General features: G+C 44.0%; 31 protein-coding genes and 1 other annotated feature. All 31 genes read left to right on the plus strand.

The features are described 5' to 3' along the window. Positions 1 to 510 (plus strand): NYN domain-containing protein, encoded by a 510-nt coding sequence (locus LGO15_RS00635; protein WP_167834083.1) that lies wholly within the window; start codon positions 1 to 3, stop codon positions 508 to 510. A gap of 68 nt (positions 511 to 578) precedes the next feature. Further along, the gene (gene sigH / locus LGO15_RS00640; protein ID WP_079504287.1) at positions 579 to 1,229 is read left to right on the plus strand and encodes an RNA polymerase sporulation sigma factor SigH; all 651 of its coding nucleotides are present in this window, start codon (positions 579 to 581) and stop codon (positions 1,227 to 1,229) included. Positions 1,230 to 1,587: 358 nt separating this feature from the next. Further along, positions 1,588 to 1,737, plus strand: a complete 150-nt coding sequence (rpmG, locus tag LGO15_RS00645) for a 50S ribosomal protein L33 (RefSeq protein ID WP_079504286.1) — start codon at positions 1,588 to 1,590, stop codon at positions 1,735 to 1,737. A gap of 51 nt (positions 1,738 to 1,788) precedes the next feature. Next, positions 1,789 to 1,971: a preprotein translocase subunit SecE gene (secE, locus tag LGO15_RS00650; protein ID WP_167834084.1), complete on the plus strand. Its 183-nt coding sequence runs from the start codon at positions 1,789 to 1,791 to the stop codon at positions 1,969 to 1,971. Positions 1,972 to 2,150: 179 nt separating this feature from the next. After that, on the plus strand, positions 2,151 to 2,684 hold the full coding sequence (gene nusG, locus LGO15_RS00655) for a transcription termination/antitermination protein NusG (protein ID WP_167834131.1): 534 nt from the start codon (positions 2,151 to 2,153) through the stop codon (positions 2,682 to 2,684). Positions 2,685 to 2,856: 172 nt separating this feature from the next. Further along, positions 2,857 to 3,282, plus strand: a complete 426-nt coding sequence (rplK, locus tag LGO15_RS00660) for a 50S ribosomal protein L11 (RefSeq protein ID WP_142999694.1) — start codon at positions 2,857 to 2,859, stop codon at positions 3,280 to 3,282. Between the two features lie 227 nt (positions 3,283 to 3,509). Further along, positions 3,510 to 4,202: a 50S ribosomal protein L1 gene (rplA, locus tag LGO15_RS00665; RefSeq protein ID WP_167834085.1), complete on the plus strand. Its 693-nt coding sequence runs from the start codon at positions 3,510 to 3,512 to the stop codon at positions 4,200 to 4,202. Positions 4,203 to 4,252: 50 nt separating this feature from the next. Then, positions 4,253 to 4,389 (plus strand) — a sequence feature (ribosomal protein L10 leader region). Between the two features lie 32 nt (positions 4,390 to 4,421). Beyond that, positions 4,422 to 4,922 (plus strand): 50S ribosomal protein L10, encoded by a 501-nt coding sequence (rplJ, locus tag LGO15_RS00670; protein ID WP_167834086.1) that lies wholly within the window; start codon positions 4,422 to 4,424, stop codon positions 4,920 to 4,922. A gap of 57 nt (positions 4,923 to 4,979) precedes the next feature. Then, positions 4,980 to 5,345 (plus strand): 50S ribosomal protein L7/L12, encoded by a 366-nt coding sequence (gene rplL / locus LGO15_RS00675; RefSeq protein WP_167834087.1) that lies wholly within the window; start codon positions 4,980 to 4,982, stop codon positions 5,343 to 5,345. A 158-nt stretch (positions 5,346 to 5,503) separates the two neighbouring features. After that, complete coding sequence (locus LGO15_RS00680) at positions 5,504 to 6,106, plus strand: class I SAM-dependent methyltransferase (protein ID WP_226086353.1); 603 nt, start codon at positions 5,504 to 5,506, stop codon at positions 6,104 to 6,106. A gap of 245 nt (positions 6,107 to 6,351) precedes the next feature. Next, positions 6,352 to 9,912 (plus strand): DNA-directed RNA polymerase subunit beta, encoded by a 3,561-nt coding sequence (gene rpoB / locus LGO15_RS00685; RefSeq protein ID WP_167834089.1) that lies wholly within the window; start codon positions 6,352 to 6,354, stop codon positions 9,910 to 9,912. 113 nt (positions 9,913 to 10,025) lie between these two features. Then, positions 10,026 to 13,628: a DNA-directed RNA polymerase subunit beta' gene (rpoC, locus tag LGO15_RS00690; RefSeq protein WP_226086354.1), complete on the plus strand. Its 3,603-nt coding sequence runs from the start codon at positions 10,026 to 10,028 to the stop codon at positions 13,626 to 13,628. 181 nt (positions 13,629 to 13,809) lie between these two features. Then, positions 13,810 to 14,058 carry a 50S ribosomal protein L7ae-like protein gene (locus tag LGO15_RS00695; protein ID WP_167834091.1) on the plus strand — a complete coding sequence of 83 codons (249 nt, stop codon included), beginning with the start codon at positions 13,810 to 13,812 and terminating at the stop codon, positions 14,056 to 14,058. Between the two features lie 101 nt (positions 14,059 to 14,159). Further along, positions 14,160 to 14,582, plus strand: a complete 423-nt coding sequence (gene rpsL / locus LGO15_RS00700; protein WP_023626436.1) for a 30S ribosomal protein S12 — start codon at positions 14,160 to 14,162, stop codon at positions 14,580 to 14,582. A gap of 40 nt (positions 14,583 to 14,622) precedes the next feature. Beyond that, complete coding sequence (gene rpsG, locus LGO15_RS00705; RefSeq protein ID WP_023626435.1) at positions 14,623 to 15,093, plus strand: 30S ribosomal protein S7; 471 nt, start codon at positions 14,623 to 14,625, stop codon at positions 15,091 to 15,093. A 48-nt stretch (positions 15,094 to 15,141) separates the two neighbouring features. Continuing rightward, positions 15,142 to 17,220 (plus strand): elongation factor G, encoded by a 2,079-nt coding sequence (fusA, locus tag LGO15_RS00710; RefSeq protein ID WP_167834092.1) that lies wholly within the window; start codon positions 15,142 to 15,144, stop codon positions 17,218 to 17,220. A gap of 124 nt (positions 17,221 to 17,344) precedes the next feature. Continuing rightward, positions 17,345 to 18,532: an elongation factor Tu gene (gene tuf, locus LGO15_RS00715; RefSeq protein WP_167834093.1), complete on the plus strand. Its 1,188-nt coding sequence runs from the start codon at positions 17,345 to 17,347 to the stop codon at positions 18,530 to 18,532. 889 nt (positions 18,533 to 19,421) lie between these two features. Continuing rightward, on the plus strand, positions 19,422 to 19,730 hold the full coding sequence (gene rpsJ, locus LGO15_RS00720) for a 30S ribosomal protein S10 (RefSeq protein ID WP_009791329.1): 309 nt from the start codon (positions 19,422 to 19,424) through the stop codon (positions 19,728 to 19,730). A 37-nt stretch (positions 19,731 to 19,767) separates the two neighbouring features. Then, entirely contained in the window at positions 19,768 to 20,397 is a 630-nt protein-coding gene (gene rplC / locus LGO15_RS00725; RefSeq protein ID WP_226086355.1) for a 50S ribosomal protein L3, read from the plus strand. Between the two features lie 26 nt (positions 20,398 to 20,423). After that, entirely contained in the window at positions 20,424 to 21,047 is a 624-nt protein-coding gene (rplD, locus tag LGO15_RS00730) for a 50S ribosomal protein L4 (protein ID WP_167834095.1), read from the plus strand. Then, a complete protein-coding gene (rplW, locus tag LGO15_RS00735; protein WP_044393909.1) occupies positions 21,047 to 21,331 on the plus strand; it encodes a 50S ribosomal protein L23 in 285 nt (94 codons plus the stop codon). Before rplD ends, rplW begins: the two co-directional genes overlap by 1 nt. A 29-nt stretch (positions 21,332 to 21,360) precedes the next feature. After that, positions 21,361 to 22,191: a 50S ribosomal protein L2 gene (rplB, locus tag LGO15_RS00740; protein WP_167834096.1), complete on the plus strand. Its 831-nt coding sequence runs from the start codon at positions 21,361 to 21,363 to the stop codon at positions 22,189 to 22,191. 57 nt (positions 22,192 to 22,248) lie between these two features. Then, a complete protein-coding gene (rpsS, locus tag LGO15_RS00745) occupies positions 22,249 to 22,527 on the plus strand; it encodes a 30S ribosomal protein S19 (protein WP_023626426.1) in 279 nt (92 codons plus the stop codon). Positions 22,528 to 22,545: 18 nt separating this feature from the next. Further along, entirely contained in the window at positions 22,546 to 22,887 is a 342-nt protein-coding gene (gene rplV, locus LGO15_RS00750; protein ID WP_079504264.1) for a 50S ribosomal protein L22, read from the plus strand. Positions 22,888 to 22,890: 3 nt separating this feature from the next. Further along, positions 22,891 to 23,547 (plus strand): 30S ribosomal protein S3, encoded by a 657-nt coding sequence (gene rpsC / locus LGO15_RS00755; RefSeq protein WP_079504263.1) that lies wholly within the window; start codon positions 22,891 to 22,893, stop codon positions 23,545 to 23,547. 1 nt (position 23,548) lies between these two features. Continuing rightward, positions 23,549 to 23,983, plus strand: a complete 435-nt coding sequence (gene rplP, locus LGO15_RS00760) for a 50S ribosomal protein L16 (RefSeq protein WP_167834097.1) — start codon at positions 23,549 to 23,551, stop codon at positions 23,981 to 23,983. Further along, positions 23,973 to 24,173, plus strand: a complete 201-nt coding sequence (rpmC, locus tag LGO15_RS00765) for a 50S ribosomal protein L29 (protein WP_023626422.1) — start codon at positions 23,973 to 23,975, stop codon at positions 24,171 to 24,173. The genes rplP and rpmC overlap by 11 nt, the downstream gene beginning before the upstream one ends. A 19-nt stretch (positions 24,174 to 24,192) precedes the next feature. After that, entirely contained in the window at positions 24,193 to 24,456 is a 264-nt protein-coding gene (gene rpsQ, locus LGO15_RS00770; RefSeq protein WP_023626421.1) for a 30S ribosomal protein S17, read from the plus strand. A gap of 40 nt (positions 24,457 to 24,496) precedes the next feature. Then, positions 24,497 to 24,865, plus strand: coding sequence for a 50S ribosomal protein L14 (gene rplN / locus LGO15_RS00775; RefSeq protein WP_023626420.1), 369 nt, complete (start codon positions 24,497 to 24,499; stop codon positions 24,863 to 24,865). Between the two features lie 34 nt (positions 24,866 to 24,899). Further along, positions 24,900 to 25,211, plus strand: coding sequence for a 50S ribosomal protein L24 (gene rplX / locus LGO15_RS00780; protein ID WP_226086356.1), 312 nt, complete (start codon positions 24,900 to 24,902; stop codon positions 25,209 to 25,211). A gap of 26 nt (positions 25,212 to 25,237) precedes the next feature. Next, a complete protein-coding gene (rplE, locus tag LGO15_RS00785) occupies positions 25,238 to 25,777 on the plus strand; it encodes a 50S ribosomal protein L5 (protein WP_167834099.1) in 540 nt (179 codons plus the stop codon). Positions 25,778 to 25,787: the final 10 nt, after the last annotated feature.

Genomic DNA, 25,787 nt, shown 5'->3' on the forward strand with positions numbered 1-25,787 from the left:
ATGGATATCCTGCTTGTTGACGGCTACAATATCATTGGCGCATGGCCGGAGCTGGTCAGCTTGAAGAAGAAAGAGCTTTCCGCCGCCAGGGACCGGCTGGTGGAAATCATGGCAGAGTACCAGGCGTATACCGGCTATCGCGTCATCATTGTTTTTGACGCTCATTTTGTATCAGGAACGCAAAAGAAATATAGAAATTATAAAGTGGAAGTTATTTTTACAAAAGAAAATGAAACAGCTGATGAACGAATTGAAAGGCTGGCGATCGACCTAAGTAACCGCAAAACACAGATTCACGTAGCCACCTCTGACTATACTGAGCAATGGGCCATTTTTGGACAGGGAGCCTTGAGGAAATCAGCGAGGGAGCTGCTTAATGAAACAAATTTAATCAGCAAAAAAATCGAGAAAAGCGTGAAAGTAATCCAGGAAAAGAAGCCAAGTGCCAAGATTCCGCTTACAAAAGAAGTGGCAGAAATTTTTGAAAAATGGCGCAGAGGAGAGCAATGACCTGTTGACGCCTTAAAAAAGCCTGCTGTATAATATTTCTAACTGTATGTGCGGGCGGGGGGATCGAAATGAGTGCTGACATCGGGAATCGTTTAAATGACGCTTATTTATTGCTGGAAGATGAAGAAATTGTAGAAGCAGTTCACAGAGGAGAAAGTGATGCACTTGATTTTCTGATTCACAAATACAGGAATTTTGTCCGGGCGAAAGCACGTTCATATTTCCTGATTGGAGCAGATAAAGAGGACATCGTGCAGGAAGGAATGATCGGGCTATATAAAGCGATCCGTGATTTCCGGGAGGACAAGCTAACATCATTCAAAGCATTTGCAGAACTATGCATTACCCGTCAGATCATTACGGCCATCAAGACGGCCACAAGGCAAAAACACATCCCGCTTAACTCCTATGTCTCCCTGGACAAGCCGATTTATGATGAAGAATCGGACAGGACACTGATGGATGTTTTATCCGGAGCCAAAGTGATGGACCCCGAAGAGTTATTTATCAATCAGGAAGAATTTGACCAGATTGAAGTGAAAATGTCTGAGCTGCTTAGTGATCTTGAGCGAAAAGTGCTCGCATTATATTTGGACGGTCAATCCTACCAGGAAATTTCCGAAGAGCTGAATCGCCATGTCAAGTCAATCGACAATGCGCTTCAGCGTGTGAAGCGGAAGCTTGAGCGGTATCTTGAGCTGAGAGAACTGTCGGTGTAGGCTGAATTGCCGCAAAATAGCCACAAAACTGACTTTTTGGTATATGAAATTATTAATTTTTCATTTAGATAATTGGCCAGCTCCAGCGCCTAGCCAGTTTTCATCCTCGAGAGGCTTCTTCGAGTATCTTGCGAGAAGCGTTAGCTTTGAGCAGCTCGAGACGCTTCGGTCCTGCCAATGAAGTCAAAGAACGACTTCACTGTCAGGCCCTCCAGCGCTTGTCGGGGCAGAACAAGGCGCTTACGCTTTTCTATTATTGACACAAGCTATCAGCCGTGGTATCTTTTTAAAGATATAATAGATGGCGGTTTCATGGCATCAGATTGAAATCAGCCTGTTGAAGCGGGTGTGAGTGTCAATGAATAACAAAGTGACTCTTGCTTGTCAGGAATGCGGTTCCCGCAATTATTCCACAACGAGCAACAAGCAAACGCAAACAGAACGACTGGAGCTGAAAAAGTACTGCAGCAACTGCGGTGCCCATACAGTTCATAAGGAAACGAAATAAGGTTTTCAGATAGATCATCATATGGAATCCCGATAAGTTGGAGGTTACAAAATGCAGCGCATCACTAATTTTTTCAGTGAAGTTGGACGTGAAATGAGGAAGGTCAGCTGGCCTAGACGCAAAGAACTGACTCGCTACACGATTACGGTTCTGTCTACAGTTGCTTTTGCCGCTCTATTCTTCGCAGTGTTAGACCTTGGTATTTCTGAATTGATTCGCATAATTCTTGAATAACCAATACGTACTCATGGTATAATGGAAAATATAAACGCAGGACAAGTTTAAAAGCCCGGATAACGGGTTTTTTATTTGCTTGAAAAAAATTCGCATTCAATGCCGGGGCTTCAGTGTACACATACGGTAACGCCCGGGCGTCTGGAAATGGGGAGGGACGGACGAATTAGTCCTCGATGATGGAAAAGAATTGGTATGTAGTGCATACTTACTCAGGCTATGAGAACAAGGTCAAGACGAATCTTGAGAAGCGTGTTGAAACAATGGGCATGCAAGATAAGATCTTCCGTGTGATCGTACCTGAAGAAGAAGAAACAGATTTCAAAAATGGTAAAAAGAAAGTTGTGAAGAGAAAGACTTTCCCTGGTTATGTCCTAGTAGAACTGGTCATGACGGATGATTCCTGGTATGTGGTCCGAAATACGCCGGGTGTTACTGGATTCGTTGGCTCTGCTGGTGCAGGTTCTAAACCAACTCCGCTATTGCCTGAAGAAGCAACTTTCATCCTCAAGCGCATGGGTATGGAAGAGAAGAAGGTTGATGTCAACTTCGAACTTGGTGAAACGGTTCAGGTAAGCGAAGGGCCATTCGCGAACTTCACAGGTACAATTGAAGAGATCGATAAGGACAAAGCCAAGTTGAAAGTTCTTGTCAATATGTTCGGCCGTGATACTCCGGTTGAGCTTGAATTTTCACAGATTGAAAAATTATAATCTGAAATAACTTGAAATCAACTTTAAAAAGTGTTAATATTTCATAGGTCAGTATGTCTTGGACGATTGACAGATATATGTCAAGTTCTTTATTTCATATAAAGACTTTTAAAATGAGTGGGAGGGGAAAATCCCCTATTACCACATCACGGACTTTAAGGAGGTGTGTCTCGTGGCTAAAAAAGTAATTAAGATGGTTAAGTTGCAAATCCCTGCTGGTAAAGCCAATCCGGCACCACCAGTTGGACCTGCACTAGGTCAAGCCGGTGTTAACATCATGGGATTCTGTAAGGAGTTTAACGCTCGTACAGCTGACCAAGCTGGACTAATCATTCCTGTCGAAATCACGGTTTTTGAGGACCGTTCATTTACATTTATTACGAAAACTCCTCCTGCTGCAGTTCTTTTGAAGGTAGCAGCTGGAATCCAGTCTGGTTCTGGTGAACCAAACCGTAATAAAGTAGCAACAGTCAAGCGTGAGAAAGTACGTGAGATTGCTGAACAGAAAATGCCTGACCTAAACGCAGCTAGCGTTGAAGCAGCAATGCGCATGGTTGAAGGTACTGCACGCAGCATGGGAATCAATATCGAAGACTAATTTCTGCTGCAGAGGATGAATGGGTTGCGGAGCTGAATTAGATTTCACCCGCAACCTTTTGTCTGAAATGGCGCCTTTATGGCGCCTTCGCTTTTGGAGCTCTGGTGCCGTTAAAGGTGCCACCGCTTTCGTTGTCTAGCTCCGACGCGTGACCAAGTGCCAACGCGTCTCCGCTTTTCAAAGTGGGAGGTTATTCCGTTAAAACCACAATTTAGGAGGAAATAAAAATGGCTAAAAAAGGTAAAAAGTATCTTGAAGCTGCTAAGCTTGTAGATCGCTCTCAAGCATATACAGCTGCTGAAGCAGTTGAGCTTGCTAAAAAGACAAGCACAGTTAAATTTGACGCTACAGTTGAAGCTGCTTTCCGTCTGGGTGTAGACCCTAAGAAAGCTGACCAGCAAATCCGTGGAGCAGTTGTGCTTCCAAACGGAACTGGTAAAACTCAACGTGTACTAGTATTCGCTAAAGGCGAAAAGTTAAAAGAAGCAGAAGCTGCTGGCGCAGACTATGTTGGCGATGCAGAGTACATCAACAAGATCCAACAAGGTTGGTTCGAATTCGATGTAATCGTTGCTACACCTGACATGATGGGTGAAGTTGGTAAGCTTGGTCGCGTATTGGGACCTAAAGGCTTAATGCCAAACCCTAAGACTGGCACAGTTACATTCGATGTAACTAAAGCAGTTAACGAAATCAAGGCTGGTAAAGTAGAATACCGCGTTGACAAGTCTGGTAACATCCATGTACCTATCGGAAAAGTTTCTTTCGAAGACAACAAGCTTGTTGAAAACTTCAACACAATCTTCGAAACTATGATGAAGGTTAAGCCAGCTGCAGCTAAAGGAACTTACATGAAAAACGTTACGATCTCTACTACTATGGGACCTGGCGTTAAAGTAGATCCTTCAACTGTAAAATAATAGTATTTGACAATCAACGAAGGATTGGATATAATTCTTCTTGTTGTGAAAATAGAATAACATTTGTACCGCAGACAGCAGGGGCTTATTGCTTAATATCCTGCCGAGGTCATACGATAGAGCAACACATTTCCTATTGTATACTTCCTCCGCGTCTGCACTGATGCGGAGGTTTTTATTTGATCGGTATAAATGCAGAAATCTACAGGAGGTGTAAGGATGAGCGCAATTATCGAAGTGAAAAAGCAAATCGTTGACGAGATTGCTGGCAAACTAAAAGAAAGCAAATCAACTATCGTTGTTGATTACCGTGGACTAACAGTTGCAGAAGTAACTGAACTTCGTAAGGAGCTTCGTGAAGCTGGTGTTGAATTCAAAGTTTACAAAAACTCAATGACACGCCGTGCTGCTGAAGCTGCTGAACTTGCTGGCTTAAACACATCTTTAACTGGTCCTAACGCAATCGCGTTCAGTACTGAAGATGTAGTTGCACCAGCTAAGATTCTTAACGAATTCGCTAAGAAACATGAAGCCCTTGAAATCAAGGCAGGCGTCGTTGAAGGCAACATCGTTACAGTAGAAGAAATCAAGGCACTTGCAGACCTACCGTCTCGCGAAGGTCTACTTTCTATGCTACTCAGCGTACTTCAAGCTCCAATCCGCAATCTTGCTCTTGCTGCAAAAGCTGTTGCAGAACAGAAAGAAGAGCAAGGCGCGTAAGTTAAAAATAATCACTGTTTAACAATAAAAAACTAACCTATTAGGAGGAAACAAATCATGACTCAAGAACAAATCATTGAAGCAGTTAAAAATATGACTGTTTTAGAACTTAACGATCTAGTAAAAGCAATCGAAGAAGAATTCGGCGTTACTGCTGCTGCACCAGTAGCAATGATGGGTGGAGCTGCTGCAGGCGGCGCTGCTGAAGAACAAACTGAGTTTGACGTAGTTCTTGCATCTGCTGGCGACCAGAAGATCAAGGTTATCAAAGTTGTTCGTGAAATCACTGGACTTGGTCTTAAAGAAGCGAAGGAAGTTGTTGACAACGCTCCTAAAGCTCTTAAAGAAGGCGTTTCTAAAGAAGAAGCTGAAGAAATCAAAGCTAAGCTTGAAGAAGTTGGAGCTAACGTCGAAGTTAAGTAATCAACCTTACAATAAAAAGCTCGCTGCTAAAGCGGGCTTTTTTTTCGCTTTATTAGTTTCAAATTTTGCTTTTTAATATTTAAAAGTTTATAATACCGCAGTAGCAATGCAATCCGCGATCGCATTCTTCAAATGAGTCCCCGTGGAGGTGAGATATTTTGACTGAACATTATTACTCCCGCAAACCCAGTACCGACAGCAACCCTGTGAAATGGCAAAGCGAATTGAAGGGGAATAGCTTCCGCTTCAAGACGGACAGTGGTGTTTTCTCGAAAAAGGAAGTCGATTTTGGTTCAAGATTATTAATTGACACGTTCGAACTAACTAGAGCGGACGGATTGATTCTTGATGTTGGCTGTGGCTATGGCCCAATCGGACTTTCAATTGCCAGGGCCTATCCAGAAGCGATGGTCCACATGGTGGATGTAAATGAAAGAGCGATTATGCTTGCGAAAGAAAATGCGTCCGAGAACAAAGTGGACAATGTGAAAATCTATGAAAGCGACCGGCTTAATGCAGTGGAGGAGGAAGGTTTCAATGCAATCCTGACCAACCCGCCGATCCGGGCCGGCAAAAAGATAGTTCATGATATTTTCGAGCAAAGTTTTCAGCGTTTAGCTGAAGGCGGAGAGCTTTGGGTGGTCATCCAGAAAAAGCAGGGTGCGCCATCCGCGATGGAAAAAATGAAAGAACTTTTTGGCGATGTAGAGGTTGAGGCGAAAAGTAAAGGATACTTTATTCTCAAATCTGTTAAATGTTGACGTGAGAAAACCGCTATGTTAATATTATAAAATGCCAATATATTAGTTTCCTTTTCAATTGCTATTTTCATCGAAAGTTGTATAATTTTGGGCATTAAGGGAAAACTAACAAAATAATTGTTCGTTGCAGGAAATGTGGTTTTTAGGTGAAAACCCTTTTTCTTTTTGTCTTTTGAAATGGAGGAAACTTCATGGACAAGACAGGGATAGATGAATAATAACGCTTGATTTGAGGGGTGAATCAGTTGACAGGTCAACTAGTTCAGTATGGACGACACCGCCAACGTAGAAGTTATGCTCGCATCAGTGAAGTTTTGGAATTGCCGAATTTGATTGAAATTCAAACCTCTTCCTATCAGTGGTTTCTTGATGAGGGCCTCCGTGAAATGTTCCAGGACATTTCACCGATTGAAGACTTTACTGGTAACTTATCGTTAGAGTTTATCGATTACAGTCTTGGCGAACCGAAATATCCAGTGGAAGAATCAAAAGAAAGAGACGTTACTTACTCTGCGCCATTAAGAGTAAAGGTCCGCCTTGTGAATAAGGAAACAGGTGAAGTAAAGGACCAGGATGTTTTCATGGGCGATTTCCCGCTTATGACAGAAACTGGCACGTTTGTGATCAATGGTGCTGAAAGGGTTATCGTTTCCCAGTTAGTGCGCTCACCAAGTGTATACTACAGCGGGAAGCTTGATAAAAACGGGAAGAAAGGGTTCACTGCGACCGTAATCCCGAACCGCGGTGCCTGGTTGGAGTATGAAACAGATGCCAAGGATGTTGTATATGTAAGGATCGATCGTACGAGGAAGCTCCCTGTTACGGTTCTTTTGCGTGCATTAGGGTTCGGTTCTGATCAAGAAATCATTGATCTGATCGGAGATAATGAATATATCCGTAATACTCTTGAAAAAGACAATACGGAAAGCACGGAAAAAGCGCTTCTTGAAATCTATGAGCGCCTCCGTCCTGGCGAACCGCCTACAGTTGAAAATGCAAAGAGCCTTCTGGTATCAAGATTCTTTGATCCAAAGCGCTATGACCTCGCAAACGTAGGGCGTTATAAGATCAATAAAAAGCTTCATATTAAGAACCGTTTATTCGGGCAAAAGCTTGCAGAAACATTAGTGGATCCTGAAACAGGGGAAATCATCGCAGAAAAGGGCGTCACACTTGACCGCCGTACTCTGGATAAAATCATCCCTGCGCTGGAGAACAATGTTGGATTCAAGTCAATCAGCCCTTATGGCGGCGTGGTTGAAGAGGATGTAACTTTACAAAGCATTAAAATCTATGCTCCGAATGATGAGGGCGAGAAGGAAATTAATGTTCTTGGTAACGCCTATGTCCCTGAACCAATCAAAAATATCACGCCTGCTGATATCATTGCATCCATCAGCTATTTCTTTAACTTGCTGCATGGTGTTGGCGATACAGATGACATTGACCATTTAGGGAACAGACGCCTTCGTTCTGTAGGTGAGCTGCTTCAGAACCAATTCCGTATTGGTTTGTCCAGAATGGAACGTGTAGTCCGTGAAAGAATGTCCATTCAGGACACAAATACGATTACACCACAGCAATTAATCAATATCCGTCCGGTAATTGCGTCCATTAAAGAGTTCTTTGGAAGCTCTCAGCTTTCACAGTTCATGGACCAGACAAATCCGCTGGCTGAATTGACACATAAAAGGCGTCTTTCTGCACTAGGACCTGGTGGTCTTACACGTGAACGCGCTGGCTTTGAAGTGCGTGACGTTCACTATTCCCACTACGGCCGTATGTGTCCGATTGAAACGCCTGAAGGTCCAAACATCGGTTTGATCAACTCACTTTCAAGTTTCGCGAAAGTTAACCGCTTCGGATTCATCGAGACTCCTTACCGCCGCGTTGACCCGGAAACAGGTAAAGTGACAAGCCACTTCGATTACTTAACAGCTGATGAAGAAGATAACTATGTAGTAGCACAGGCGAACGCTCGTCTAGCTGACGATGGTTCCTTCGTTGATGATGAAGTAATTGCTCGTTTCCGCGGTGAAAACACAGTAGTTAAACGTGATCGCGTCGATTATATGGACGTATCACCTAAACAGGTTGTATCCGCAGCGACTGCGTGTATCCCGTTCCTTGAAAACGATGACTCCAACCGTGCCTTGATGGGTGCGAACATGCAGCGTCAGGCTGTCCCATTGATGCAGCCTGAAGCACCAAGAGTCGGAACTGGAATGGAACACGTTTCTGCCAAGGATTCCGGTGCTGCAGTCATCTGTAAGCATGAAGGGATCGTTGAGCATGTTGAAGCCCGTGAAGTCTGGGTACGCCGTGTCAAAGAAGTAGACGGACAGGAAGTCAAGGGCGACCTTGATAAGTACCGTATGCTGAAGTTCATCCGTTCCAACCAGGGTACATGCTACAACCAGCGCCCAATCGTAAGTGTTGGCGACCGTGTAACCAAGGGGGAAATCCTTGCTGATGGTCCTTCTATGGAAGCAGGAGAACTTGCACTTGGCCGTAACGTCCTTGTTGGCTTCATGACTTGGAATGGTTACAACTACGAGGATGCGATCATCATGAGTGAGCGCCTCGTTAAGGATGATGTTTATACATCGATCCATATAGAAGAATATGAATCAGAGTCCCGTGATACAAAGCTTGGACCTGAAGAAATCACACGTGATATTCCAAACGTCGGGGAAGATGCATTGAGAAACCTTGACGAGCGTGGAATCATCCGTGTCGGTGCTGAAGTGAAAGATGGAGATCTTCTAGTAGGTAAGGTAACGCCTAAAGGGGTTACTGAATTGACTGCAGAAGAACGTCTCCTTCATGCAATCTTCGGTGAAAAAGCAAGGGAAGTCCGCGATACTTCATTGCGTGTACCACACGGCGGCGGCGGGATTGTGCTTGACGTCAAAGTGTTCAACCGTGAAGATGGCGATGAGCTTCCTCCAGGCGTGAACCAGCTTGTCCGTGCTTACATCGTTCAGAAGCGTAAGATTTCTGAAGGTGACAAAATGGCAGGACGCCACGGTAACAAAGGGGTAATTTCCAAAATCCTTCCGGAAGAGGATATGCCTTTCTTGCCGGACGGAACACCAGTCGATATCATGCTTAACCCACTAGGGGTACCATCACGTATGAATATCGGTCAGGTGCTTGAGCTTCACCTTGGTATGGCAGCGCGTTACCTTGGAATCCATGTTGCTTCTCCTGTATTCGACGGTGCTACCGAAGAAGATGTATGGTCAACAATCCAGGAAGCTGGTATGGCCAGAGATGCGAAGACTGTCCTATATGATGGACGTACAGGTGAGCCATTCGATAACCGTGTATCAGTCGGTGTCATGTACATGATCAAGCTTGCTCACATGGTAGACGATAAGCTTCACGCTCGTTCTACTGGACCATACTCACTTGTTACGCAGCAGCCACTTGGCGGTAAAGCCCAGTTTGGCGGACAGCGTTTCGGGGAGATGGAGGTTTGGGCGCTTGAAGCATACGGCGCTGCTTACACATTGCAGGAAATCTTAACTGTCAAGTCCGATGATGTTGTCGGACGTGTTAAAACATATGAAGCGATTGTAAAAGGAGAAAACGTTCCTGAGCCAGGTGTTCCTGAATCATTCAAAGTATTGATGAAGGAGCTTCAAAGTTTAGGTATGGACGTTAAGATCCTGTCAGGCGATGAAAAAGAAATCGAAATGCGCGATTTTGACGATGATGAAGAATTGCAGCATGCAGAAACATTGACGATCGCTCCTGAAGCAGAAGAAATGGATTCTGAAAAAGTAGGAATGAAAGAATAGGTCCATCTAATTGGCACACGTGTACAAACAGTTGAATAACAGTATTGTCCACGTGTGTTCCTATTTGGATGGCCATAAGGGTAAAACCCTAGATTAAAAGGGAGGTAGGCCCCTTGCTAGATGTTAATAATTTTGAGTACATGAAAATTGGCCTCGCTTCACCAGACAAGATCCGTTCATGGTCTTTCGGTGAAGTTAAAAAGCCGGAAACAATCAACTATCGTACTTTAAAACCAGAAAAAGACGGCTTATTCTGTGAGCGTATCTTCGGACCGACAAAGGACTGGGAATGTCATTGCGGAAAGTACAAAAGAGTCCGCTACAAAGGCGTAGTCTGTGACCGATGCGGCGTTGAAGTAACACGCGCAAAAGTCCGTCGTGAAAGAATGGGACACATTGAGCTTGCAGCTCCTGTATCTCACATTTGGTATTTCAAAGGTATTCCTAGCCGTATGGGACTAGTTCTTGACATGTCTCCTCGCGCACTAGAAGAAGTTATTTACTTTGCTTCGTATGTGGTAACGGAAACTGGTGACACTGCTCTTGAAAAGAAGCAATTGTTGTCAGAGAAAGAATACCGTGCTTACCGCGAAAAATACGGAAACAAGTTCCAGGCTGCCATGGGAGCGGAAGCAATCAAAAAGCTGCTTTCTGACATCGACCTAGATAAAGAAGCAGATATGCTGAAGGAAGAATTAAGAACTGCACAGGGCCAGCGTCGTACTCGTGCGATCAAACGTCTTGAGGTAGTTGAAGCGTTCCGTGGGTCAGGTAATGAGCCATCATGGATGATTCTTGATGTACTTCCTGTCATCCCGCCTGAACTTCGCCCGATGGTACAGCTTGATGGAGGACGTTTCGCAACATCCGACCTGAACGACCTGTACCGCCGTGTTATCAACCGTAACAACCGTCTGAAGCGTCTTCTTGACCTTGGTGCTCCAAGCATCATCGTTCAGAACGAAAAGCGCATGCTTCAGGAAGCTGTTGACGCCTTGATTGACAATGGCCGTCGCGGCCGTCCAGTAACAGGACCAGGTAACCGTCCATTGAAGTCCCTTTCCCATATGCTTAAGGGTAAGCAAGGCCGTTTCCGTCAAAACCTTCTTGGTAAGCGTGTTGACTACTCTGGCCGTTCGGTTATCGTCGTAGGTCCAAACCTGCATATGTATCAGTGCGGATTGCCTAAGGAAATGGCTCTTGAGCTATTCAAGCCATTCGTAATGAAAGAACTTGTACAAAAGGGCTTAGCCCATAACATAAAGTCTGCCAAACGCAAGATTGAGCGCGTACAGCCGGAAGTCTGGGATGTGCTTGAAGATGTCATCAAGGAGCATCCGGTATTGCTTAACCGTGCACCGACTCTTCACAGACTTGGAATCCAGGCGTTCGAACCTACATTGGTAGAAGGACGCGCAATCCGTCTTCACCCACTCGTATGTACAGCTTACAACGCTGACTTCGATGGTGACCAGATGGCGGTCCACGTACCACTTTCAGCAGAAGCACAGGCAGAAGCACGTCTATTGATGCTTGCTGCCCAGAACATCCTGAACCCTAAGGATGGAAAGCCAGTTGTTACCCCTTCCCAGGATATGGTTTTAGGTAACTACTACCTGACTCTGGAAAGAGAAGCAGCTGTTGGCGAAGGTATGGTGTTCAAGGATACGAATGAAGCCTTAATCGCATACCAGAATGGTTATGTACATCTTCACACTCGTATCGCTGTTGCGGCAGCATCACTTGGCAACCAGACATTTACGGAAGAGCAAAATGGCCAGCTATTGATCACGACAGTTGGAAAGCTGATTTTCAACGAAATCCTTCCAGCGTCATTCCCATACATCAATGAGCCTTCAAAAGAAAATCTTGAGGAGAAAACTCCTGAGAAGTATTTTGTTGAAAAGGGTGCAGATGTAAAGGAAGTCATCAAGTCAATGCCATTGGTGGATCCGTTCAAGAAGAAAATTCTTGGAAACATCATTGCTGAAGTGTTCAAGAAGTTCAAAATCACGGAAACATCAAAAATGCTAGACCGTATGAAGGGACTTGGCTTCACATACTCCACTAAAGCGGGTATTACGGTTGGTGTGGCTGATATCGTGGTTCTTAAAGAGAAGCAAGAAATCATTTCAGAAGCACAGACGAAGGTAGACAATGTTCTTAAGCAGTTCAGACGCGGTTTGATCACCGAGGACGAGCGTTACGATCGTGTTATCTCCATCTGGAGCCAGGCGAAGGATAATATCCAGGCTAAGCTGATGAAATCACTAGATAATTCAAACCCAATCTTCATGATGAGTGACTCCGGTGCCCGTGGTAACGCGTCCAACTTCACGCAGCTTGCTGGTATGCGTGGTCTGATGGCCAACCCGGCTGGACGAATCATCGAGTTGCCGATCAAGTCAAGTTTCCGTGAAGGTCTGACAGTATTGGAGTACTTCATCTCCACTCACGGTGCTCGTAAAGGTCTTGCCGATACAGCACTTAAGACTGCTGACTCAGGTTATCTGACTCGTCGTCTTGTAGACGTAGCGCAGGATGTCATCGTTCGCGAAGACGATTGTGGTACAGATAGAGGCCTGTTTATCAAATCGCTTAAAGATGGTACCGAAGTAATCGAACCTCTGGAAGAGCGTCTGATTGGCCGCTATGCAAGAAAGGCGATCAAGCATCCTGAAACGAAGGCTGTGATTGTACCTGAAAACGGATTGATCACAGAAGACTTGGCAGTTGAAGTAACTGAAGCTGGAATCGAGGAAGTGTGGATCCGTTCTGCATTTACATGTAATACACGTCACGGTGTATGTAAGAAGTGTTACGGTCGCAACCTTGCGACTGGCCAGGAAGTCGAAGTTGGCGAAGCGGTCGGTATCATCGCTGCCCAGTCAATCGGTGAGCCAGGTACACAGCTTACAATGCGTACGTTCCATACGGGCGGTGTTGCAGGAGACGATATCACACAAGGTCTTCCGCGTATCCAGGAATTGTTCGAAGCACGTAATCCTAAAGGGCAGGCTGTCATCTCTGAATTGGAAGGTGTCGTAGTCGGCATCAACGAAGGAAAAGACCGTCAGCAGGAAATCGTGATCCAGGGTGAAATCGAAAGCCGTACTTACAACGCGCCATACACAGCTCGCTTGAAAGTGGCTGTGAATGACCATGTAGAACGCGGTCAGGAACTCACTGAAGGTTCAATCGACCCTAAGGAACTATTAAGAGTCAAAGATGTTCAGTCTGTACAGGAATACTTATTGAAAGAAGTTCAAAAAGTATACCGTATGCAGGGTGTTGAAATCGGCGACAAGCACGTTGAAGTAATGGTGCGCCAGATGATGCGCAAAATCAGGGTGATTGACGCTGGTGAAACAGATGTACTTCCAGGCACATTGCTTGAGATCCATCAGTTCACCGACGCCAACCGCAAAGCACTTCTTGAAGGCAAAATGCCGGCAACAGGACGTCCAGTATTGCTTGGTATTACTAAAGCATCACTTGAGACGGATTCATTCCTGTCTGCAGCATCCTTCCAGGAAACAACAAGAGTGCTTACAGATGCTGCAATCAAAGGCAAGCGCGATGAGCTTCTCGGCCTGAAAGAAAATGTTATCATCGGTAAACTTGTTCCAGCTGGAACTGGTATGCAGCGATACAGAAGAGCTGAACCAATCTCAACGGAAGAAGAAAATGCCGAAGATGCGATCACTGTAGAATAAAATAAGAGCGCGGTGCTCTCTGCTATGGCAGAAAGTGCCGCCTTTTTAAAGAAAATAGATTGTTTCTATGAATAAAAACAACATTCTAGCGAAAAAAGTTTTTCAATGTTGTTGACATCCCTTGCACTAAGTGTTAATATTTCAAAGGTGCTCCTATTTACCGGTTACTTTGGAGGATTTCATGTCTTATGAAAAAGTAGCTCAAGCTAAAAAGATTATAGTAGGATCAAAGCAAACAGTGAAAGCACTGAAGGCTGGCGAAGTACTCGAACTGGTCATTGCGAAGGATGCTGACATGAAAGTGACAGCGAATCTATTGCAGACAGCCAGGGACATGAACACCGCCATCACCTATGTCGACTCTATGATAAAACTAGGGAAGGCATGCGGGATTGCCGTTGGAGCCTCAGCTGTAGCGATAACCAAGTAAAAACTGTTTTTGCAGCAGTCTGCAAGAACTTTGTTTTTTGTAAAAAAATGAACCACCTGGATGTGTGGGCTTACACAAAATGTGAAGGGAGGAAAATGATCATGCCTACAATTAACCAATTAGTGCGCAAGCCACGTAGCTCAAAAGAGGAGAAGTCAAAATCTCCGGCGCTAAATAAAGGTTACAACAGCTTCAAAAAAGCACAAACTAACGTTTCATCTCCACAAAAGCGTGGTGTATGTACTCGTGTTGGTACTATGACTCCAAAGAAGCCGAACTCAGCGTTGCGTAAATACGCTCGTGTACGTTTGACTAACGGAATCGAGGTAACAGCTTATATCCCTGGTATCGGGCACAACCTTCAAGAGCACAGCGTTGTTCTTATCCGTGGAGGACGTGTAAAAGACTTACCGGGTGTGCGTTACCACATCGTTCGTGGTGCTCTTGATACTGCTGGTGTTAACAACCGTATGCAGGGCCGTTCTAAGTACGGTACTAAGAGACCGAAAGCAGCTAAGAAATAATAAACAAAACTATTAACCCTTTTTGAAAGGAGGAAATTACATGCCACGTAAAGGTCCAGTTGCAAAGAGAGACGTATTGCCGGATCCGATTTATAACTCAAAGCTTATCACTCGCCTGATCAACAAAATGATGATCGATGGTAAGAGAGGTAAATCACAAAAGATCCTTTATTCAGCTTTTGATATCATTCGTGAGCGTTCAGGCAAAGAGCCAATTGAAGTATTCGACGCAGCTCTTAAGAACATCATGCCTGTTCTAGAAGTAAAAGCACGCCGTGTAGGTGGAGCAAACTATCAAGTACCAGTTGAGGTGCGTGCAGACCGCCGTACAACACTTGGTCTTCGTTGGTTGGTAAACTACTCACGTCTTCGTGGGGAAAAGACAATGGAAGAGCGTCTTGCTAACGAAATTCTTGACGCTGCTAACAACACTGGTGCTTCTGTTAAGAAGCGCGAAGATACACACAAAATGGCGGAAGCAAACAAAGCATTCGCTCACTATCGTTGGTAGAATTACCTTCAATCTAAAAACACTCATACTAGGAAGGAGAAAGACCAAATGGCAAGAGAGTTCTCCTTAGAAAAAACTCGTAATATTGGAATCATGGCTCACATTGATGCTGGTAAAACAACAACAACTGAGCGTGTTCTTTATTATACTGGCCGTATTCACAAAATCGGCGAAACACACGAAGGTGCTTCTCAAATGGACTGGATGGAGCAGGAACAAGAGCGTGGAATCACGATCACTTCTGCTGCAACAACAGCTTCATGGAAAGAACACCGCGTAAACATCATCGATACACCAGGACACGTAGACTTCACTGTTGAAGTTGAACGTTCACTGCGTGTACTTGATGGTGCAGTAGCAGTACTTGACGCACAGTCAGGTGTTGAGCCTCAAACAGAAACAGTTTGGCGCCAGGCTACTACTTATGGAGTTCCACGTGTAGTATTCGTTAATAAAATGGATAAGCTAGGCGCGGACTTCCTATACTCAGTATCAACTATCCATGATCGCCTTCAAGCGAACGCTCACCCGATCCAACTTCCGATCGGTGCTGAAGATGAGTTCGAAGCAATCATCGACTTAGTTGAAATGAGAGCTATTTTCTACGGTAATGACCTTGGAACAGAGATCACTGTTGGGGAAATTCCTGAAGAATATATGGAAAAAGCTGAAGAGTACCGTGAAAAGCTAGTCGAAGCGGTAGCTGAGCTTGACGAAGAACTTATGGAAAAATACCTTGGCGGAGAAGAGCTTACAGTCGAAGAGATCAAAGCTGCTATCCGTAAAGGTACTACAAATGTTGAATTCTACCCAGTTATCTGTGGTTCAGCATTCAAAAACAAAGGTGTTCAGCTAATGCTTGACGCTGTAATCGACTACCTTCCATCTCCATTGGATGTACCTGCGATCCAGGGCCATCTTCCGGACACTGAAGATGTGGTTGAGCGTCACTCTGACGACAACGAGCCGTTCTCTGCTCTTGCGTTTAAAGTTATGACTGACCCTTATGTTGGTAAATTAACATTCTTCCGCGTTTACTCTGGTACTCTTGATTCTGGTTCTTATGTCCAGAACTCAACTAAAGGAAAGCGTGAACGTATCGGACGTATCCTCCAGATGCACGCGAACAGCCGTCAGGAAATCTCAACGGTTTACGCTGGTGACATCGCTGCAGCTGTTGGTCTGAAAGATACAACTACTGGTGACACTCTATGTGACGAAAAGTCTCTAGTTATTCTTGAGTCCATGCAGTTCCCAGAGCCTGTAATCCAGTTATCAGTTGAGCCTAAGTCAAAAGCTGACCAGGACAAAATGACAACTGCATTGCAAAAACTTCAAGAAGAAGATCCAACATTCCGTGCGCATACTGACCAGGAAACTGGACAAGTTATCATCGCTGGAATGGGTGAGCTTCACCTTGATATCATCGTTGACCGTATGCGTCGTGAATTTAAAGTGGAAGCAAACGTTGGTGCACCTCAGGTTGCATACCGTGAAACTTTCCGTGAATCAGCTTCTGTTGAAGGTAAATTCGCACGTCAGTCCGGTGGACGTGGTCAGTTCGGACACGTTTGGATCGAGTTCTCTCCAAACGAAGAAGGAAAAGGGTTCGAGTTCGAGAATGGAATCGTCGGTGGTGTAGTTCCACGTGAATACATCCCAGCGGTACAGGCTGGTCTTGAAGACGCTCTTGACCGTGGTGTCCTTGCAGGATATCCACTAGTTGACATCAAAGCAAGACTATTCGATGGTTCTTACCACGATGTTGACTCCTCTGAAATGGCGTTTAAGATCGCTGCTTCAATGGCACTTAAGAATGCTGCTTCTAAGTGTAAGCCAGTTATCCTTGAGCCTGTCATGAGGGTTGAAGTTGTTATCCCTGAAGAATATCTTGGAGATATCATGGGTATGATTACTGCTCGTCGCGGACGCGTCGAAGGTATGGATGCTCGTGGTAACGCACAAGTTGTTCGTGCGATGGTTCCACTTTCAGAAATGTTCGGTTATGCAACTGCTCTTCGTTCAAGCACACAAGGACGCGGTGTATTCTCAATGCACTTCGACCACTACGAAGAAGTTCCTAAATCTGTTTCTGAAGAAATCATCAAAAAAAATAAAGGTGAATAATTGATTTTCACCTATTAATCAAGTATAACTACTAATGTAAGCATAACGCTGTGAAATAGGGGAACTTATTTCACAGCACATTAAAATATACTTAATTTGCATATATTAAAGGAGGATTTTTCTAATGGGAAAAGCTAAATTCGATCGTTCGAAGCCACACGTTAACATTGGTACAATTGGTCACGTTGACCATGGTAAAACTACTCTAACAGCTGCTATCACTACTGTACTTTCTAAGGTAGGCGGCGGTGAAGCACGCGGATATGACCAAATCGACGCAGCTCCTGAAGAGCGCGAGCGTGGTATCACAATCTCTACTGCACACGTTGAGTACGAAACTGCTACTCGCCACTATGCACACGTTGACTGCCCAGGACACGCTGACTATGTTAAGAACATGATCACTGGTGCTGCTCAAATGGACGGCGGAATCCTAGTTGTTTCTGCAGCTGATGGCCCAATGCCACAAACTCGTGAGCACATCCTGCTTTCTCGTCAGGTAGGCGTACCTTTCCTTGTTGTTTTCATGAACAAGTGTGATATGGTTGACGACGAAGAACTTCTTGAATTGGTAGAAATGGAAGTACGTGACCTTCTTTCTGAATACGAATTCCCTGGCGATGACATTCCAGTTATCAAAGGTTCTGCTCTAAGAGCCCTTGAAGGTGCTCCTGAGTGGGAAGAAAAAATCACTGAGCTTATGGCTGCAGTTGATGAGTACATCCCAACACCAACACGTGACACTGAAAAGCCATTCATGATGCCTGTTGAGGACGTTTTCTCAATCACTGGCCGTGGAACAGTTGCTACAGGACGTGTTGAGCGTGGACAAGTTAAAGTCGGTGACGTAATCGAAATCATCGGTATGACTGAAGAGCCAAAATCAACTACTGTAACAGGTGTTGAAATGTTCCGTAAGCTTCTTGACTATGCAGAAGCTGGAGACAACATCGGTGCACTTCTTCGTGGGGTAGCTCGTGAAGATATCCAACGTGGTCAAGTACTTGCTAAGCCAGGTTCTGTTAAGCCACACACAAAGTTCAAAGCTGAAGTATACGTTCTTTCAAAAGAAGAAGGTGGACGTCACACTCCATTCTTCACAAACTACCGTCCACAGTTCTACTTCCGTACAACTGATGTAACTGGTATTTGTAACCTTCCTGAAGGCGTAGAAATGGTTATGCCTGGCGACAACATCGAAATGACTGTTGAACTAATCGCTCCAATCGCTATCGAAGAAGGAACTAAGTTCTCAATTCGTGAAGGCGGCCGTACAGTAGGCGCTGGCGTAGTTGCGACTATCCAAGAGTAATTTTTAATAAAAACAATGAAAGCAGCTGGATGACGATCCAGCTGCTTTTTTATATTGTAATAGGTTATATGTTAAACCTTTTTAAAAAAGGTGATTATGCTCCTGTTCTTACTATTTAGTCCGTTGATAGAGAGAAATAAATAGTTCATGGGCTCATCAAGCATGGATATGTACGGCTAAAGAGTAAACATAATAGTATACCGTCACATTTAGAGTGATAATGAACGGATAAAAAAGAAAGCAGAGAAAGTATCACCACATTAAGTGTGATAATTTACGGATAAAAGAGGAACCAGAGGGACTATCGTCAAATTAAGTTCGTTAATGTGCGGATAAAAAAACCAGAGAGAGTATCGATATATTAGTGGCAGTAATGGTTGGATAAAAGAGTTTCGAAAGGGATTGTCGTTCAATAAATAAGTCAAGATGATCAAATTAACTTTTGCTAGGTAACTAAACACTAATTTAGATGTTATGGAAAAGCTGTTAACCTTATTCCTGGCACACACATAATAATATCCTTACTCAAAAATCAAATCAGTTCCTTCTATAATATATGTAAATTCAAATCGCTGCATGTTTTTCTCCCGATTCATAACCCCGAGCATTACAGGAATTATTTTCTCCTCGTCCAAATAGTTAGAAATCTCTTTCCCCACTTGTAAAATACGAATGCGCCCGCTATAATAGTAAAAGTGTGTTGAACATAATTAAAAAGCGGAATACTTCTTGCATTTGGGTTATGTTTTATGTATAATAGACAATGTTGGTCTTTGACTGCGATGATGCGAAAGGTTGCTGACACACCCGGCCGCTTTGCCATGGCGAGTGTGTGGGAAATTTTCGCGGAGAATGTCTATTTTAAAATAGGCGAAAAGGAGGGAAAGTAATGGCAAAACAAAAAATTCGTATCCGTTTGAAAGCTTATGATCACAGGATTCTTGATCAATCCGCAGAGAAAATTGTTGAAACTGCGAAACGTTCTGGTGCGGCGGTGTCTGGTCCAATCCCACTACCTACAGAAAAGTCAATTTACACAATTCTTCGTGCGGTGCATAAGTACAAGGATTCTCGTGAGCAGTTCGAAATGCGTACGCATAAGCGTCTGATTGACATCATCAATCCGACTCCGCAAACGGTCGACTCACTAATGCGTTTAGACCTGCCATCAGGTGTAGATATTGAAATCAAACTTTAATAAATAAACATTATAATTCACAGGAGGTGTGACTGAAATGACCAAAGGAATCTTAGGAAGAAAGATCGGTATGACTCAAGTATTTGCTGAAAACGGCGACCTTATCCCGGTTACTGTGGTAGAAGCTTCTCCAAACGTAGTGCTTCAAGTGAAATCTGTTGAGACAGATGGCTACGAAGCAATCCAGCTTGGCTTTGAAGACAAGCGCGAAAAGCTTTCTAACAAACCGGAAAAAGGCCACGCTTCAAAGGCAAACACTGCTCCTAAGCGCTTCGTAAAAGAATTCAACGGAGTCGATGTAGCAGGATATGAAGTTGGTCAGGAAGTCAAAGTTGATATTTTCGCAGAAGGCGATATCGTAGATGTTACAGGAATCTCAAAGGGTAAAGGTTTCCAAGGTGCTATCAAGCGTCACGGACAATCTCGCGGACCAATGGCTCACGGTTCTCGTTACCACCGCCGCCCTGGTTCAATGGGTCCTGTTGCTCCAAACCGCGTATTCAAAGGTAAACTATTACCTGGACGCATGGGCGGAGAGCAGATCACTGTTCAAAACCTGCAAATCGTTCAAGTTGACACAGAGCGTAACCTGCTTCTTATCAAAGGAAACGTTCCTGGTGCTAGAAAAGCCCTTCTAAAAATCAAAGGTGCTGTAAAAGCTAAGTAATTTTTACAGGAAAGGAGGAAATAAGAATGCCTAAAGTAGCATTATTCAACCAAACTGGTTCACAAGTTGGAGAAATCGAACTTAACGATTCAGTATTTGGTATTGAGCCTAACAACCACGTAATGTTCGAAGCAGTAGTAATGCAGAGAGCTTCATTACGTCAGGGAACTCATAAAACTAAAATTCGTTCTGAAGTAGCGGGCGGTGGACGTAAGCCGTGGAAACAAAAAGGAACTGGACGCGCGCGTCAAGGTTCTATCCGTTCTCCACAATGGCGCGGTGGCGGTACTGTATTTGGACCAGTTCCACGCAGCTACAGCTATAAATTGCCTAAGAAAGTTCGTCGTTTAGCGATCAAATCTGCTTTATCATCAAAAGTACAATCTGAAAATATCTTTGTTCTTGAAAGCCTTGCTTTTGAAGCTCCAAAGACAAAGGAATTCAAAAACGTACTTAGCGGTCTTTCTGTTAACACGAAAGCATTGATCGTAACAGCAGGTCTTGAAGAGAACGTAGCACTTTCAGCACGTAACATCCCAGGAGTAACTGTTGTTACTGCAGACGGAATCAACGTATTGGATGTTCTAAATCATGACAAGCTGATCATGACAAAAGCAGCTGTTGAAAAAGTAGAGGAGGTGCTTGCATAATGGATGCACGCGATATCATTAAGCGCCCCGTTATTACAGAACGTTCTTCTGATCTAATGGCTGAGAAGAAGTACACTTTCGAAGTTGATACAAGAGCGAACAAAACTCAAGTTAAAGATGCTATTCAAACTATTTTCGGCGTAAACGTTGAAAAAGTTAACATCATGAACTACAAAGGTAAGTTCAAGCGTATGGGCAAGTTCGGCGGATACACAAACAAGCGTCGTAAAGCTATCGTTAAACTTACTCAAGACAGCAAAGAAATCGAATTCTTCGAAGTATAATAATCCAATAAGAAGAGGAGGGAAACGAAATGGCGATTAAAAAGTACAAACCTACCTCCAACGGTCGTCGTAATATGACAGCATCTGATTTTGCTGAAATTACAACTGACAAGCCGGAAAAATCCTTGCTTGCTCCGTTGCACAGAAAAGGCGGTCGTAACAACCAGGGTAAGTTAACTGTTCGTCATCAAGGTGGCGGCCATAAGCGTCAGTACAGAATCATTGATTTTAAACGTACAAAAGATGGCATTCCAGGACGCGTTGCCACAATTGAGTATGATCCAAACCGTTCAGCAAACATTGCGTTAATTAATTATGTAGATGGTGAAAAGAGATATATCCTAGCTCCTAAAAACCTAGTAGTAGGTATGGAAGTTATGTCTGGCCCAACAGCTGACATCAAAGTAGGTAACGCTCTTCCACTAGCTAACATTCCAGTTGGTACAGTAGTACACAACATCGAATTGAAGCCTGGCAAAGGCGGACAATTAGTTCGTTCTGCAGGAACTTCTGCACAGGTTCTTGGTAAAGAAGGTAAATATGTATTGATTCGTTTGAACTCAGGCGAAGTACGTATGATCCTTGCTGAGTGCCGTGCGACTGTAGGTCAAGTTGGTAACGAACAACACGAATTGATCAACATCGGTAAAGCAGGTCGTTCACGCTGGTTAGGCAAGCGCCCAACAGTTCGTGGATCTGTAATGAACCCTAATGATCACCCACACGGTGGTGGTGAAGGACGCTCTCCAATCGGACGTAAATCACCAATGTCACCATGGGGCAAGCCGACTCTTGGATACAAGACTCGTAAGAAGAAGAACAAATCCGACAAGTTTATTGTACGTCGTCGTAAAAAATAACGGGATTGATCTACGGTTCACGGGAACCGTAGCGCAATCACGAAGGGAGGTTCAATCATGGGTCGTAGCTTAAAAAAAGGACCTTTTGTTGATGAGCACTTAATCACAAAGATCGAAAAGTTAAATGAAACTGAAGCGAAGAAAGTTGTTAAAACTTGGTCTCGCCGTTCAACGATCTTCCCACAATTCATCGGACACACGATTGCTGTCTACGATGGTCGCAAACATGTACCTGTTTATGTCACTGAAGACATGGTAGGCCACAAGCTTGGAGAATTCGCTCCAACTCGTACTTACAAAGGACATGGTAATGACGATAAGAAAACAAGACGTTAATGAGAGGAGGGCATCCAAATGCAAGCTAAAGCTGTTGCAAGAACAGTTCGTATTGCTCCTCGTAAAGCTCGCTTAGTTCTAGATTTAATTCGAGGAAAGCAAGTTGGTGAAGCAGTTGCTATCTTAAACCTTACCCCTAAGGCAGCTTCTCCAATCGTAGAAAAAGTGTTGAAATCTGCATTAGCGAACGCAGAGCACAACTATGAGATGGATGTTAATAACCTTGTCGTATCCGAAGCTTACGCTAACGAAGGACCAACGTTGAAACGTTTCCGTCCACGTGCTATGGGCCGTGCAAGTGCAATTAACAAACGTACTAGCCATATTACAATCGTTTTATCAGAAAAGAAGGAGGGATAATCAGTGGGTCAAAAAGTAAATCCAGTCGGTTTGCGTGTCGGGATCATCCGTGATTGGGAATCAAAATGGTACGCAGGCAAAGACTACGCTGATCTTTTACACGAAGACCTTAAGGTTCGTGAGTACATCACTAAGCGTTTACGCGATGCATCTCTTTCTAAAGTAGAAATCGAGCGTGCTGCAAACCGCTTGAATGTAACTGTCCACACAGCGAAGCCAGGAATGGTTATCGGTAAGGGCGGTACAGAAGTTGAAGCACTTCGTAAAGCGCTAAATGAACTTACAGGCAAACGTGTTCATATAAACATTCTTGAAATCAAAAAAGCTGATATCGATGCGAAATTGGTTGCTGAAAACATCGCACGCCAATTGGAAAACCGTGTATCTTTCCGTCGCGCACAGAAGCAAGTTATCCAACGTGCAATGCGTGCTGGCGCAAAAGGTATCAAGACAATGGTATCCGGCCGTCTTGGCGGTGCAGACATCGCTCGTTCAGAACAATACAGCGAAGGAACAGTTCCACTTCATACTCTTCGTGCCGATATCGATTATGCTACTGCAGAAGCAGATACAACTTACGGTAAGCTAGGCGTTAAAGTATGGATTTATCGTGGAGAGGTCCTTCCTACGAAGAAGAAAACTGAGGAAGGAGGCAAATAATATGTTATTGCCTAAACGCGTTAAATATCGCCGTCAACACCGTGGCAAGATGCGCGGTCAAGCTAAAGGCGGTACTGAAGTAAACTTCGGTGAATTCGGTTTGCAAGCTCTTGAAGCTTCTTGGATTACAAACCGTCAAATCGAATCTGCCCGTATTGCAATGACTCGTTACATGAAACGTGGCGGTAAAGTCTGGATCAAGATTTTCCCTCACAAGCCATATACTGCAAAGCCTCTAGAAGTCCGAATGGGCTCTGGTAAAGGTGCTCCTGAAGGTTGGGTAGCAGTTGTTAAACCAGGCAAAGTAATGTTCGAAGTTGCTGGCGTTTCTGAAGAAGTCGCTCGCGAAGCATTACGCCTTGCATCACACAAGCTTCCTGTAAAGTGCAAGTTTGTTAAACGAGAAGAAATTGGTGGTGAATCTAATGAAAGCTAATGACATTCGTGACCTTACCACTGCTGAAATTGAACAAAAAGTTAAATCATTAAAAGAAGAGCTATTCAACCTGCGCTTTCAATTAGCGACTGGACAACTTGAAAACACAGCTCGCATTCGTGAAGTACGCAAAGCGATTGCTCGCATGAAAACTGTAATTCGTGAACGAGAGATCGGCGTTAACAGATAATTGAGAGGAGGTTCTCACAATGAGTGAACGCAACCAACGCAAAGTTTATACTGGACGCGTAGTATCTGACAAGATGGACAAAACTGTTACTGTTCTTGTTGAAACTTACAAAAAGCATCCTTTATACGGCAAGCGTGTAAAATACTCTAAGAAATTCAAAGCTCATGATGAGCAAAACGAGGCAAAAATCGGCGACGTAGTACGTATCATGGAAACTCGTCCGCTATCTGCCACAAAACGTTTCCGCCTTGTAGAAGTGGTGGAAAAAGCTGTTATTATCTAATTGTTCGGATTAAGGTTTATTCCGAAGGGAGGTTACTCGCATGATCCAACAGGAAACACGTTTAAAAGTTGCTGACAATTCAGGTGCACGTGAGGTTCTTACTATTAAGGTTCTTGGCGGTTCTGGCCGTAAGACTGCTAATATCGGAGACGTTATCGTTTGCACAGTGAAACAGGCAACACCAGGTGGCGTTGTTAAAAAAGGTGACGTTGTCAGAGCAGTTATCGTTCGTACAAAAACTGGTATGCGCCGTACTGACGGTTCTTACATCAAATTTGACGAGAATGCTTGTGTAATCATCCGTGACGATAAGAGTCCTCGTGGTACTCGTATCTTCGGACCAGTTGCACGTGAGCTTCGTGACAACAACTTCATGAAGATCGTTTCATTAGCTCCAGAAGTACTATAATCTATTTCAAATGCCTTTAAGGAGGTGCACACAGATGCATGTAAAAAAAGGTGACAAAGTAATGGTCATCTCTGGTAAGGACAAAGGCAAAACAGGGATCATCCTTGAAGCTTATCCAAAGCAAAGCCGCGTTCTTGTTGAAGGAATCAATATCGTGAAAAAACACGCTAAGCCTTCTCAAGTAAATCCACAAGGTGGAATCTTGAACCAGGAAGCACCTATCCATGTATCAAACGTAATGCCTGTAGATCCGAAGTCTGGCAAGCCAACCCGAGTTGGTTACACTGTCGAGAACGGTAAGAAGGTACGCGTTGCTAAAAATTCCGGTGAAGTTCTAGATAAATAGTCTATTGAAGAAGGGAGGTACAATCGATGAACCGCCTAAAAGAAAAGTTCAACAATGAAATTACTCCTGCTCTAATGAGCAAGTTTAACTACAAGTCAATTATGGAAGTTCCTAAACTTGAAAAGATCGTAATCAACATGGGTGTAGGTGACGCTGTTGCCAACGCTAAAGCTCTTGATGTTGCAGTTGAGGAATTAGCAACGATCACTGGTCAAAAGCCAGTTGTGACTCGTGCTAAGAAATCAATCGCTGGCTTCCGCCTTCGTGAAGGTATGCCAATCGGTGCGAAAGTAACACTTCGCGGTGAGCGCATGTACGAATTCATCGACAAGTTAATTTCAGTATCTTTACCACGTGTACGTGACTTCCGCGGTATCTCTAAGAAGTCTTTCGACGGACGCGGTAACTACACACTTGGTGTTAAAGAACAGTTAATCTTCCCTGAAATTGATTACGATAAAGTAAATAAAGTACGTGGCATGGACATTGTTATTGTAACGACTGCTAACACTGATGAAGAAGCTCGTGAACTATTAACACAATACGGAATGCCATTTCAAAAGTAATCTCTAATAA

The organism is Mesobacillus sp. S13, from assembly GCF_020422885.1.
In the GTDB taxonomy this organism is placed as follows: domain Bacteria; phylum Bacillota; class Bacilli; order Bacillales; family Cytobacillaceae; genus Mesobacillus; species Mesobacillus selenatarsenatis_A.